Here is a 13,855-nt window from a genome sequence, read left to right as displayed (position 1 = left end):
TAATTTACTATCCATTATATACATATAAAATTTTATTATAATATATGCATTAATTCTAGCGTATTACTGTAAAGGTTTGTTAAATAATGCTTTTATAATCAGAAATAACTTACTTTCTCATAAAAAATCTGCATTATAGTGGTAAACGTATTTATGTAGAATAATGCAGTTATAAAGTGTTGAAAATAATGAAAGTTTCTGAATAAGTTTGTTTATTCAGAAGTGCCACTTTAAGTGAAAGAGTAAACGTTTTTCATCTGTAGTCAAAGGAGTTTTTTATGGTTCTTATTGAAAAATTATTTATAAATGAAATTCCATTATTACATATAGTAAAAAAAGAAAATTACGATCAAAAGCTTCCATTCATTCAATTTATCCATGGATTTACTAGTGCAAAAGAACATAATCTTCACTTCGCCTACAATTTAGCGGAAAAAGGCTTTCGTGTCGTTTTGCCTGATTGTTTATATCACGGCGAAAGAGAAGAAGGTTATGTAAAAATGGATTTAAATATTCGTTTTTGGGAAATTGTATTAAAGACAATAGATGAAATTAACATAATTAAAGAGAATTTTGAAGAAAAGGGTTTTATAGATATTAATCGAATTGGACTAGTTGGTACAAGCATGGGAGGCATTGTAACATTAGGAGCGCTAAGAAAATACCAATGGATTCATGCCGCGGTCAGTTTAATGGGGATGCCTTATTATAAGAAATTTACACAATATAAAATAGATGAAGTAAAAAAAAGCGGATATGAATTTCCACTTCAAGATGAAAAGATTTATGGCTTAATTCAACGATTAGATAAATTGGATCTAAGTAATACTCCTGAGAAATTAAATAATAGACCATTAATGTTTTGGCATAGTAAGCAAGATCAAGTCGTTCCATATGAGTTTTCCTATCAATTTTACGAAAAAATAAAACCATTGTATAATAAAGTACCTGACAATCTTCAATTTATTAGTGATGAGAAATCTGGTCATAAGGTCAGCAGAGTGGCTATGTTAAAAACAATTGAATGGTTTGAAAACCATTTATAATACATCAGAATGCCGAAAAAGAAAAAGCACTAAATCATGTTTTTTTTCATTCGCTCTTGTTTCTGATATGATGAATACAATACGTTTACCTACAAGCATTTTTAGATAGATGTTTATAATAAATGAAAAAGGAGTGTCTAAAATGAATGAAGAATTAAAAGAAAATATTATGGGAGCACTTGAAATGGTTATTGACCCAGAACTAGGGGTGGATATCGTAAATTTAGGTTTAATCTATGATTTAGAAATAAATGAAGAGAAGACGTTAATTGTAACCATGACTTTAACGGCAATGGGTTGTCCTTTAGCAGGTGTCATCGTCGACCAAGTTAAAGCGGCTACTAATGATATCCCAGAAGTAAAGGAAACAGAAGTAAATATAGTCTGGACCCCAGCATGGACTAGAGATAAAATGTCACGTTATGCCAAAATCGCACTAGGCGTACAGTAAAAAATAAAAGCGGAAACACCTGGTTAGCCCCGAAGAAAAATGTTCTCTTGCCTCCAAAAGTGCTTTTCAACTTTTAGAGGCAGGAGGTTATCTTTCACAGGGGCTAGGTGTTGGAGCTAGAAAAATAAAAGCGGAAACACCTGGTTAGCCCCGAAGAAAAATGTTCTCTTGCCTCCAAAAGTGCTTTTCAACTTTTAGAGGCAGGAGGTTATCTTTCACAGGGGCTAGGTGTTGGAGCTAGAAAAATAAAAGCGGAAACACCTGGTTAGCCCCGAAGAAAAATGTTCTCTTGCCTCCAAAAGCGCTTTTCAACTTTTAGAGGCAAGAGACAATTCTTACAAGGACTAGAAGCTTTTAAACTGAAAAAGTTAAAAAAGTCCCATTTAAATAAACTTTAGACTTTACTGCAAAATATGCACAACAACTAGTCTGACTACAAGTTAGTTGAAAAAAACAATAATACTCTTTATAGACTCCTCTTTTTTCAGAATATTTTTACTATTGTCAAGTTGAAAAAATCGTTTTCGCTAATGGTGCAAGTATTTTAAATAGAATAACATTATTACTGTAGTAGAAGAGAGAGCATCACTGCAGACTAATTCTAAGTTTGAAACAGGGAGCAGCCGGAATACCCGAAGACTCCTGCGGGACAGGCTCGGCTGCCCGCCCCGCGGAAAGCGAATTGTATTCCGGCTGCGGACTTATTACGAGAGCACTACTTTTTCAGTGGTAGCTTTTAAATAAAAAAAGAAGCAATATGTCTTTATTACGGAGTTGATTGATCATGACACCAATAGAAGTAAAGGATAAATGGAATAGACCAATAAAAGATTTAAGAATAAGCGTAACAGATCAATGTAATTTTCGCTGCCAGTATTGCATGCCAGCAGAAATATTCGGAACAGATTACCCTTTTTTATCCCAAAATGAATTACTTTCCTATGAAGAAATAAAAAGACTAGCCAAAATTTTTGTCAAATTAGGAGTAGAAAAAATTAGACTGACCGGTGGAGAACCATTGATTCGGAAAAATCTTCCTGAATTAGTAGAGAAGCTAACCAAAATTAAGGGGATTCGTGAAATTGCTTTAACAACGAATGGCGTTCTCCTGCCAAAATATGCACAAATGTTAAAGAATGCTGGACTAAAAAGGGTAAATATAAGTTTAGACAGCTTAAATGATCAGCTTTTTGGAAAAATTAACGGCAGAAATGTAGGAGTCGCACCAATAAAAAAGGGAATAGAAGCTGCAAAACAGGCCGGACTCGGTGTGAAAATTAATATGGTAGTCAAAAAAGGGTTAAATGACCAGGAAATTATTCCGATGGCAAACTTCTGTAAAGCAGAAGGACTGGAACTTCGGTTTATTGAATATATGGACGTTGGCAGCACGAATGGCTGGAAATTAGATCAAGTAATAACGAAAAAAGAGATTTACACTATTTTACAGAAACATTTTTCTTTGATTCCAGTAGATGCAGATTATTATGGGGAAGTGGCGAAAAAATATCGGTATGAAGAGCAGCAGCTCCATGTTGGTTTCATCACCTCTGTATCAGAATCCTTTTGTTCGACTTGCACTAGATCACGACTCTCAGCAAATGGTAAGCTTTATACTTGTTTATTTAATGGAAAAGGGCATAATATTCGCGATTTTTTAAGAGCAGAAGCAACAGATAAAGAAGTTATAGAATATATAAAAAGAATCTGGGAAAACAGAACAGACAGATATTCTGATGAGCGAACCGAAGAAACCGCAGCATCTCGCAAAAAAATGGAAATGTCCTATATAGGGGGATAAGATATGTAGAAAAAGAAGTATTATATTCATGATATTTCTTTTTTTTTAACCTTTTCTAGTCAGGGTGCTATTCACTTTTCACACCTTCTTGCTCTCATCATACGAAGCAATGCCAACCCATTTTATAACAAGAAAATCTCGTAAAACTTCCCTTAAAAAGTATATTATCTTTTAAAACAGCCCCCTATGCCAATCAAATTTGCACCCTGCGCATGAAAAGAAGCAGTTTTCTTAAGTTTTATAAGCAGGGAGAAGTCAGAATACACGAAGACTCCCGCGGGACTAATTGAGAGACCAAAACCTATATTAAGAGTAGCCTAATGTTAATAAAAAGAAATACATATAAGAAAGGAAGATAATAAATGCTTGTTGAAAAGCGAACACCAATAAAAGTGGAAGACGCTATAAAAAAGGTGATGCAATACAAAAAAACAGGAGAAACAGAATGGCTATCGCTTACAGAGAGCAATAACCGCTATTTAAGCGAACATATTACTGCAAGCCACGATGTTCCAAGCTTTAATCGTTCCGCATATGACGGATTTGCTTTGCGGTCTATCGATACAATTGACGCGTCACCTAAGCATCCAACCGCCTTAGAAGTGATTGATGAAATAGGAGCAGGTCAAGTTTGCCATAAAAGGATTGGCAAAAACCAGGCAGTACGAATTATGACAGGGGCGATGCTGCCAGCTGATTGTGATGCAGTCGTGATGCTTGAACAAGTATCATCTAGTAATTCTAAACAGCAAACAAACATAACAGTCGCACATAGTATTCAAAAAGGTGATCATATTTCCTTTCAAGGCGAAGATATAAAAAGAGGGGCCATTTTAGTAGAAAAAGGAACAAAAATTAATCCAGGGATTATCGCATTATTAGCTACTTTTGGTTATGAAAAAGTTCCAGTAGCGAAAAAACCGATTGTTGGTGTTTTTGCTACTGGATCAGAGCTTTTAGAAGTTCACGAAGAGCTTCAAGAAGGGAGAATTAGAAACAGCAATGCCCCTATGATAATAGCTCAGATAGAAAGAGCTGGAGCCATTCCCCACTACTTCGGGAAATTAGCCGATCTATTGGATCCAAGTTATGAAGCAATACATAAAGCGTTAAATAAAGTCGATCTATTGATTACAACTGGCGGCGTTTCAGTAGGAGATTATGATTTGCTACCAGATATTTATAAGAAACTGAAGGCAGAAGTGCTTTTTAACAAAATAGCGATGCGGCCGGGGAGTGTGACAACAGTAGCACATCTTAATGGAAAATTATTATTTGGACTTTCCGGGAACCCGTCTGCCTGTTATGTTGGTTTTGAATTATTTGCAAATCCACTCATTAAAAGTTTGCTGTTTTCGAAAAAGCCGCATTTGCCAATAGTAAAGGCAATTTTGAAAGAAAATTTCTTAACTCCTAATTCGTTTACAAGACTTATTAGAAGCAGAGTATCCGTTGTTAATGGGATATTAGAGACAGCAGTAAGCGGTGTAGATAAATCGAGCAGTGTAAGTAGCCTTGCTTTTGCTAATGCATTAACGATATTGCCAGGCGGTAATAAAGGATATCAAGCAGGAGAACAAGTACGTGTTATTCTGCTGGAAGAAGAAACAGGCAGTGAATGTACATGGTAAAAGAAGCGAGGGCTATTTCATCCCCTCGCTAATAACTTAAATTAAGGAATCATCCATGAAAGCACATTGCTTTGCAAGAAAGTAATAATACCGATTATGATGACAAGGAATATACTATGTTTAATGGTAAAACGCAGCAGCTCCGACTCTTTTCCTGCAAGACCTACAGCAGCACAAGCGACAGCGATTGATTGTGGAGAAATCATTTTTCCAGTTACACCGCCACTCGAGTTAGCTGCAACCGCCAAAACTGGGTCCATTCCAACAGACATTGCCGTGATTTTTTGCAGATTTCCAAAAAGTAAATTGGCAGAAGTATCAGACCCAGTAATAAAAACACCAAGCCAGCCAAGAAAAGGAGAGAAAAACGGGAATAATGCACCAGTTTTTGCTAATGTCATTCCAAGTGTTGTAGACATTCCAGAAGCATTGGCTACATAAGCGAATCCAACGACAGAACCAATTGTTATAATTGGAAACTTTAACTCATGTAATGTTTCTTTTAATGTAGAGAAGCAATCCTTCCAAGATAAATGAGAAAGATATTTTGTCACAATACAGGCAAATAAAATGGCAGTTCCAGCAGCACCTAATAACTCTATTTTATAGAGAGCGGCAACGGCTTCCCCTGCTCCATTCATAATTTTATTATGCAAAAACGGTACTTCAGGTATAAAGGTTAGTGCCTCACCAAGATGATTGATTGCTTTTAATATACTATTTGTTCCTTCATAATGTCCTGTTAAAGCTAATTTAATGCGAGGAATCCCCCAAATAGAAATAAAGGCAGTTAAGATTAAAAAAGGAGACCAAGCATGAAAAATCTGTCCTTTTGTATAGTGGGGCATCTCTGTTTTAATTGCTTCTGCTGAGGAAGCGGCAAGCTCTTCTTCGCCTTTAAAGCGAAAAATTGTTTTTGGCTTCCAAAATTTAAGAAAGATTGTAAGGGCAAATAAAGAAACTAATGCAGATAAAATGTCTGGTAATTCTGGCCCAAGGAAGTTGGAGGATAAATATTGAGTAACTGCGAAAGAAATGCCGGAAATAAGAATAGCAGGCATTACTTCCCACACTCGTTTAAATCCTGCCATAATAATAACGAGATAAAAGGGAATAAATACAGAAATGAAAGGAAGCTGACGACCCACCATTTTTGATATTTCTAATGCCGGAATTCCTGTAGGACCTTCTACAGCAGTAATTGGAATGCCAATTGCACCAAATGCAACAGGTGCCGTGTTCGCTAATAAACAAATGCCAGCAGCATACAGAGGATTAAATCCTAAACCAACAAGCAGTGCAGCTGATATGGCAACTGGTGCTCCAAATCCAGCAGCTCCTTCCAAAAAAGCTCCAAATGAAAAAGCAACTAGCAATGCCTGTAGACGACGATCCTCGGTAATAGATAAAATAGAATTACGGATAATGGAAAACTGCCCACTTTTTACTGTCAATTTATAGAGCAGTACAGAGGTAATAATAATCCAGCCAATAGGAAGCAGACCATAAACAACTCCCTGGCTGGCAGACATTACAGCCATTCCTGTCGGCATTCCGAAAGCGATTACAGAAAGAAGTAAAGCGATTGCCAATGTAGTAAGTCCAGCCAAATAACCTTTCATGCGTTTAATAGCCAATGCCCAAAAAAAGTATAAAATTGGAATTAAAGCTACGATTGCTGATAAAGCTAAATTATCACCAACCGCTGTGAAATTTTGCGTAAATGTCATTAAACTCATCTCCTCTTTGCTACATTTTTTCTCTACATTCACCATTTCTAAATAAAAATCAACTCATCTTTTCACTTAATTACTCAAACTTCGCACCATCAAATTCGTTTGCAAGTCTTGATATTACTTGGTTTAAGAACAATAAAATGGGTGGCTTGTTTTTTATTGTGGAGGTTACTTTCCACTACGGGTTGCTTCGCTTTCCGCGGGGTGGGAGCTCTGAGCCTCCTCGGCGTAGCCTTGCGGGGTCTTTAGCCTTCCCACATTTCCCGCAGGAGTCTTCACACCCTTCGTTACATGCATACCTTTTAGTAAACGCTTTCAAAATATTCTAAACGGAAAACTAGGTCATCTGATGACTTGATGAACCTATTATAAAATCTAAAATGGAAAAAAACAACATATTTTTTACAAAAATTTGTCTTTTCTGTGTAAAAAGTTGCTTTTTAGCAGTATAATTAAACAAACGGAGTGGCGCTCTGAGGTAAAACAATGGAATTTAAACAAATTAAACCAAAAAAGATTTACGAAGAAATAACTGAAGCATTGCATGAGGCTATTCAATCAGGTCAATTAAAACCTGGAAATAGACTCGCATCTGTTCAGCAGCTGTCTGAGAATTTCCAAGTAAGTCGTTCAGCCGTGAGGGAAGCCTTATCTGCTTTAAGGGCAAAAGGCTTGATTGAAATGAAACAAGGAGAAGGTACTTATGTTAGGCAATTTGAAGCGAATGAAATTTCGTTTTCTTTTCCTACAGCCATTTTAATGAATCAAAAGGATGTTCATAACCTCCTTGAAGTAAGAAGGATTATAGAAACTGGTGCTGCAGCAGCAGCAGCTAATAAACGAACAAAAGAAAATTTAGAAAAGATGAAGCTAGCTTTAATTGAAATGAAAGGGGCAAATGGAGTAGAAGAATTAGGAGAAAAATCGGATTTGGATTTTCATTTAGCAATTGCTGATTCTTCCCAAAATCCCTTATTAATGAACTTGTTACTAAATGTTTCTGACTTAATGCAGGAAACGATGAAGGAAACGAGGCGATTATGGTTATTCTCTAAACAAACAACCACAGAAAGACTTTATGAAGAACATCTAAAAATATATCAAGCAATAGTAAATCAGGATGAAAATAAAGCAAGAGAGGCAATGCTATACCATTTGCAAAAGGTGGAAGCTGTCTTGCAGCAATATTTTATGGGGAAAGAGAATAAAGGATAATCTCTTTTTCCTTCATGCTTGACTGAATTTAGCAGTCATCGAAGAGTATAAGTAGTTAGCAAAAGCTAGTTTTGTTAAATGCTTGCACAAGAAAAAAATCAGTTAAGCGCAAAATATTTCTTCCTTGCCAATAGGATAAAAAAGCAATATATTTATGAAAGCGCTTAATTTTTTTATTCTATTTATTTTGTAAAAATGAAGCAAATAGTAAAAAAGTAGTCATCAGATGACCTGTTCATGTGTATATCTGATTAAGATCAGACTTTTTAAGGAGAGAAAGTTCAGTTTATTTTAAAAAGGGGATGTAAGTATGAAAGTGACTTTATTTGCGACATGTTTAGTGGATATGTTTCAAAGTAATGTCGGAAAAGCAACGGTAGAATTATTAGAACGGCTTGGATGTGAAGTGGATTTTCCAACAAATCAAATATGCTGCGGACAGCCTTCTTATAACAGTGGCTATGTAGAAAAAACGAAAGCAGCAATGAAAACAATGATAAATGCTTTTGAGCATGCAGAATATATTGTCTGCCCTTCAGGTTCATGTGCTTATATGTTTCATGAGTATCAACATGTTTTTAAAGGGGACCCAGTATGGGAGCCAAAAGCAAAAGAACTTGCTTCTAAAACATATGAGTTAACACAGTTTATTGTGGATGTATTAAAAATAGAAGATGTTGGCGCAAGCTTTCATGGCAAGGTAACTTATCATACATCCTGTCATATGACAAGACTTCTTGGTGTCAAGGAAGCTCCTATGAAACTATTAAAAAATGTAAAGGGAATCGAATATAACGAATTGCCACATAAAGAAAACTGCTGTGGATTTGGTGGGACTTTTTCCGTGAAAATGGGGCAAATCTCTGAGCAAATGGTCGATGAAAAGGTTCATTGTGTGGAAGATACTGGTGCGGACTATTTAATAAGTGCTGATGCTGGCTGTTTGATGAATATAGGGGGACGTCTTGATAGAAAGGATAAGCCAGTAAAAGTACTTCATATTGCAGAGGTGTTAAACAGTCAAATCTAATGAATAAAGGGGGATGCAGTAATGTCAATGAAAACAAGCTCCGTAAAGTTTAAAGAGCGAGTAAACAGTGAGTTGAAAAATGAATTTATGCGTGGCGCTGTCTCGAAAGCACAAGAAACGATTCAAACAAGAAAAAATGCTGTAACCGATGAAATGGGAAATTGGGAAGAATGGCGGAATCATGGAGAAGAAATTCGCCAGCATGTGTTGGATAACCTTGATTATTATTTAGATGAGCTAAGCGAAAATGTTGCTAAAAGAGGCGGACATGTCTTTTTTGCTAAAACAGCTGAGGAAGCAAGTAAGTATATTGGAGATATTGCGAAACAGAAGAATGCCAAAAAGGTAGTAAAAGCGAAATCGATGGTAACAGAGGAAATCTCATTAAATCAAAAATTAGAGGATGCTGGATGTAAGGTGATTGAAACAGATTTAGGAGAATATATTCTCCAACTCGATGATCATGATCCACCATCCCATATTGTGGTTCCTGCATTACATAAAAACAAAGAACAAATTCGCGATGTGTTTGCAGAAAAATTAAATTACACGAACACAGAGAAACCAGAGGAGTTGGCATGGCATGCTCGCCAAGTGCTGCGTCAAGAATATTTAACAGCTGATATAGGGATAACAGGCTGTAATTTTGCTGTAGCAGAGACGGGTTCAATTACCTTAGTGACAAATGAAGGAAATGCAGATCTTGTTGCTGCCTTGCCGAAAACCCAAGTGGTCGTTATGGGGATGGAAAGACTTGTGCCGACATTTGAAGAAATGGAAGTGCTTGTCGGCATGCTGACAAGAAGTGCAGTCGGTCAAAAGTTAACAAGCTATGTTACCACGTTAACAGGGCCAAAAGAGACAGACGATGTGGATGGACCAGAGGAATTTCATTTAGTCATTGTTGATAATGGCCGTTCGTCCATTCTTGGCGGTGAATTTCAATCTGTATTGCAATGCATTCGTTGTGCTGCTTGCATCAACGTTTGTCCCGTATATCGACATGTCGGCGGCCATTCTTATGGCTCGATTTATTCCGGACCAATAGGAGCAGTACTATCTCCCCTTCTTGGCGGTTATGATGAATTTAAAGAGCTTCCTTATGCATCATCATTATGTGCTGCCTGCACCGATGCATGTCCCGTGAAAATTCCGCTGCACCAATTATTGTTAAAACATCGACAAATAATCGTGGAAAAAGAAGGGAAAGCACCTGTTTCAGAAAAAATGTTATTTAATGCATTTGGTATGGGTGCTTCATCTCCATCTTTATATAATATTGGCTCCAAGATGGCTCCTGCTATGACAAAGCCTTTAACAAAGGGAGGGAAAATTACAAAAGGGGTAGGGCTATTAAAGGAATGGACAGATATTCGTGATTTTCCTGCACCAACAAAAGAAAGATTTCGGGACTGGTTTAAAAATAGAGATAAAGGGGGCGGCAAATATGCAAGGGTCGATACAGAACAAAGAGGCATTTCTTCAGACGATAGCAAATAGACTTGGCAGAGAAGTAAGAAGGGAAGCACCTAAACGTGCATGGGCGTACAATCCTCAGGATCAGGTGCTAAAAAACGCAACAAAAGATGAGTTAGTAGAGGTATTAAAAACACAGTGCTTAAAAATTCATACTGATTTAACCATTACTTCAAAAGAAAAACTGCCAGAAAAGCTCCGCGAAATAGTGAAAGAATATGGCGGGAAATCAATCGTCACATGGAAAGACGAGCGTTTTGAGGAATTTGGTGTGAATAAGCTGTTAAAGGAAGAGTTGGAGGAAACAGCGTTTTTTGAATGGGACTCCTCCTTGGGGAAAGAAAATATAGAAAAAGCAGACCAAGCAAATATAGGCATTACGATTAGCGAAATCACATTAGCGGAATCTGGAACGGTTGTTTTATTCAGTGGAAAAGATAGAGGAAGAACGGTTAGTTTCTTGCCAACTCATTCCATTGTGATTGTTCCAAAAAGCACCATTGTTCCTCGAATGACACAAGCGGCGAAAATTCTAAGAGAGAAGGTTCAGAGCGGGGAACAAGTTGCATCATGCATCAATTATATAACCGGTCCAAGCAATTCAGCAGATATTGAAATGAATCTTGTTGTCGGCGTACATGGTCCGGTAAAAGCAGCTTATATATTAGTGGAAGATTTATAATAGTTTAAGTGCGTGTTCAAAAAGGAGGATAAAAAGGACCGAGAAGTTCGAGGCGGTTTAGCTTCGAGCATCACAGCGTATGGTATTAATACGTGAAAAGCGGAGAGGCAAACCAACGAAGAAATTCGATGTGTCATTTTTACCGGACTTTTTGAACAACCTCTTTAAGAGGTGTCTCGATTGAGGCATCTTTTTTATGTGTGAAAAGAGGGAAATCATCACCAATTTAAACAAGCATTGTTGCTGATTTCGAGTGGTGGAAGCAAGCTATGAGTTTTTTCTATGAAAAATAAATACGAAACCCAAAATATCCAGTTCTTCTCCTCTTATCTAGCTTTATAATTTATTGAAAAATCAGAATACAATCACTTTTAAGAAAAAGTGTTGATTTTATAATAGTAAGTTTTTATAATAAGAGAATCGAATATTAATAAATATAAAAAAAAATGATTAAATATACAACATTTCCTATAGAAGGAGGAAATTATGAAGGCAGCTATTATCGGTACAACTGGATATGGCGGGGCGGAATTAATACGAATATTGCATACACACCCCGAAATAGACATACAATCAGTGCACACAACAAGAGATGAGGTTCCGGTTTGGAATGAATATCCTCATTTATATAATATTGTAGAAAATAAATTACAGAAAATTGATCCACAAAAAATTGCAGAAGAGTGTGATATCGTATTTTTTGCCACTCCCTCTGGTGTTTCTAGCAGACTAGTAGAAGATTTTGCAGAAACAACCATTAAGATGGTTGATTTGTCTGGTGATTTGAGGCTTCGAAATACAGAAGATTATAAAAAATGGTATAAAAAAGAACCGGCAAAAGCTGAGTTAATAAATAAATTTGTTTATGGACTTTCAGAATGGAATAAAGAAGAAATAAAAGGTGCAAAGTGGATTTCTAATCCTGGATGTTATTCAACAGCATCATTACTGGGGCTTGCACCAGTTATTCAGGAAAACGTAGTAAAACCAGATAGCATTATTATAGATGCAAAGTCAGGTATTTCCGGTGCTGGAAGAAGCCCATCAAGGGGAACAATGCTTGCGGAGATGAATGAAAATTTTAAAATATATAAAGTAAATCAACATCAACATATTCCCGAAATTGAACAGCAGCTAACAGATTGGAATAAGGACATACAGCCTATCACTTTTTCAACCCACCTACTGCCAACAAACAGAGGAATTATGGCAACCATATATGCGTCTTTAAAAGAAGAATATACCACTGCTGCTATTCATGAATTATATGAAGAAGCATATAAAGATCATCCTTTTGTCCGTGTCCGACCAATAGGCAATTTCCCGACAACGAAGGAAGTATGTGGTTCGAATTATTGTGATATTGGTGTTCATGTAGATGAAAGAACAGGAAGAGTAACCATTATCTCTGTTATCGACAATTTGATGAAAGGGGCAGCAGGGCAAGCAGTTCAAAATGCAAACATAATGAATGGGTTGCATGAAATGACTGGATTAAACTTTTTACCGCTGTACCCATAAGGAGGAGCAACCGTGCAGGTTATATCAAATATTAATGAAGAACAATCATCCCATGTTGAAGAAGTTACAGACGGAAGTATTATATCGCCAATCGGGTTTAAAGCAGCGGGAGTACATGCTGGATTAAGATACAATAAAAAAGATTTAGGGCTAATCGTAAGTGAAGTTCCAGCTAATAGTGCAGCAGTGTATACAATGAGTCATTTTCAAGCTGCTCCGTTAAAAGTAACACAGGCTTCTATTGCAGCAGAAAAGCTTATTCAAGCAGTTGTGGTAAACAGTGCATGTGCAAATGCTTGTACAGGGGAAAAAGGGTTAGAAGATGCTTATACCATGCGTCAATCACTTGCAGATCATTTACAAATAAAAAAAGAATATGTAGCCGTTTCTTCGACAGGAGTAATTGGTGAATATCTAAAAATGGATAAAATCAATGACGGCATCAAGCAATTGCAACAAGGCGATACTTCAAATCATGCCGATGCATTCCAAGAAGCGATATTAACAACAGATACGGTAATGAAAAAATGCTGCTATACAAGCAAAATCGGTGGAGCTGTTGTGACGATGGGCGGTACAGCAAAAGGTTCTGGCATGATTCACCCAAATATGGCAACAATGCTGGGCTTTATTACGACGGACGCAAATATTGATTCCGATCTTTTGCAAGAATCGTTAAGCACCGTTATTCCAACAACCTTTAACCAGATCACAGTGGATGGCGATACATCAACAAACGATACGGTACTAGTGATGGCGAATGGATTGGCAAAGAATAGTCCATTAACAAAAGAGCACCCTGATTATCCAGCTTTCCTACAGCTTTTAGCAAAAACCTGCGAAAGTTTAGCGAAACAAATTGCTAAAGACGGAGAAGGGGCAACCAAATTAATTGAAGTAGAAGTGTCTGGAGCACAATCAGAGAATGAAGCAAGAGTAATTGCAAAACAAATTGTAGGATCAAATTTAGTAAAAACAGCCATTTACGGATCGGATGCCAATTGGGGAAGAATTATTACGGCAATTGGTCAAACAAAAACGAGCGTGAACCCTTCTACTGTGGATATTGCAATCGGGCCGATTGAGATGTTAAAAAACAGCGAACCGCAAGCATTTTCCGAAGATGAAGCAATTAACTATTTAAATCAAGATTTTATTAAAATTACTGTACATCTTCATAATGGAGAAGGCCAAGGAAAAGCCTGGGGATGCGATTTATCTTATGATTATGTAAAAATTAATGCGAGCTATAGAACGTAGGAGTGA

The 13,855-nt window shown here is 36.8% G+C and carries 11 protein-coding genes; 10 read left to right on the top strand and 1 reads right to left on the bottom strand.

The genetic code is table 11. The features are described from left to right. Positions 1-278: 278 nt before the first annotated feature. The 4 genes from AC5LWL_RS18845 to AC5LWL_RS18830 all read left to right on the top strand — a co-directional run bounded on the left by AC5LWL_RS18845 (position 279) and on the right by AC5LWL_RS18830 (position 4,929). Positions 279-1,046: a prolyl oligopeptidase family serine peptidase gene (locus AC5LWL_RS18845; protein ID WP_493435746.1), complete on the top strand. Its 768-nt coding sequence runs from the start codon at positions 279-281 to the stop codon at positions 1,044-1,046. 142 nt (positions 1,047-1,188) lie between these two features. After that, the gene (locus AC5LWL_RS18840; protein ID WP_493435745.1) at positions 1,189-1,497 is read left to right on the top strand and encodes a metal-sulfur cluster assembly factor; all 309 of its coding nucleotides are present in this window, start codon (positions 1,189-1,191) and stop codon (positions 1,495-1,497) included. A 784-nt stretch (positions 1,498-2,281) separates the two neighbouring features. Further along, positions 2,282-3,298, top strand: a complete 1,017-nt coding sequence (gene moaA, locus AC5LWL_RS18835) for a GTP 3',8-cyclase MoaA (RefSeq protein WP_493435744.1) — start codon at positions 2,282-2,284, stop codon at positions 3,296-3,298. Positions 3,299-3,660: 362 nt separating this feature from the next. Continuing rightward, complete coding sequence (locus tag AC5LWL_RS18830) at positions 3,661-4,929, top strand: molybdopterin molybdotransferase MoeA (protein ID WP_493435743.1); 1,269 nt, start codon at positions 3,661-3,663, stop codon at positions 4,927-4,929. A 41-nt stretch (positions 4,930-4,970) separates the two neighbouring features. Here AC5LWL_RS18830 and AC5LWL_RS18825 read toward each other — a convergent pair whose 3' ends face one another. Continuing rightward, positions 4,971-6,659 carry an L-lactate permease gene (locus tag AC5LWL_RS18825; protein WP_493435742.1) on the bottom strand — a complete coding sequence of 563 codons (1,689 nt, stop codon included), beginning with the start codon at positions 6,657-6,659 and terminating at the stop codon, positions 4,971-4,973. A gap of 492 nt (positions 6,660-7,151) precedes the next feature. Between AC5LWL_RS18825 and AC5LWL_RS18820 the strand changes: the two genes are divergently transcribed. The 6 genes from AC5LWL_RS18820 (at position 7,152) to argJ (ending at position 13,849) form a co-directional block, all read left to right on the top strand. Continuing rightward, positions 7,152-7,880 (top strand): FadR/GntR family transcriptional regulator, encoded by a 729-nt coding sequence (locus AC5LWL_RS18820; protein WP_493435741.1) that lies wholly within the window; start codon positions 7,152-7,154, stop codon positions 7,878-7,880. 310 nt (positions 7,881-8,190) lie between these two features. Then, positions 8,191-8,910, top strand: a complete 720-nt coding sequence (locus AC5LWL_RS18815; RefSeq protein ID WP_493435740.1) for a (Fe-S)-binding protein — start codon at positions 8,191-8,193, stop codon at positions 8,908-8,910. A gap of 21 nt (positions 8,911-8,931) precedes the next feature. Beyond that, entirely contained in the window at positions 8,932-10,410 is a 1,479-nt protein-coding gene (locus AC5LWL_RS18810; RefSeq protein WP_493435739.1) for a LutB/LldF family L-lactate oxidation iron-sulfur protein, read from the top strand. Next, on the top strand, positions 10,358-11,068 hold the full coding sequence (locus AC5LWL_RS18805) for a LutC/YkgG family protein (protein ID WP_493435738.1): 711 nt from the start codon (positions 10,358-10,360) through the stop codon (positions 11,066-11,068). The genes AC5LWL_RS18810 and AC5LWL_RS18805 overlap by 53 nt, the downstream gene beginning before the upstream one ends. Before the next feature lie 486 nt (positions 11,069-11,554). Then, positions 11,555-12,589 (top strand): N-acetyl-gamma-glutamyl-phosphate reductase, encoded by a 1,035-nt coding sequence (gene argC, locus AC5LWL_RS18800; RefSeq protein WP_493435737.1) that lies wholly within the window; start codon positions 11,555-11,557, stop codon positions 12,587-12,589. 12 nt (positions 12,590-12,601) lie between these two features. Next, positions 12,602-13,849: a bifunctional ornithine acetyltransferase/N-acetylglutamate synthase gene (gene argJ / locus AC5LWL_RS18795; protein WP_493435736.1), complete on the top strand. Its 1,248-nt coding sequence runs from the start codon at positions 12,602-12,604 to the stop codon at positions 13,847-13,849. Positions 13,850-13,855: the final 6 nt, after the last annotated feature.

The organism is Niallia sp. WK069_GA_01 (assembly GCF_983173855.1).
The sequence above is the reverse complement of the archived record's forward strand: the minus strand, read 5'-3'. Positions and strand labels throughout refer to the sequence as shown.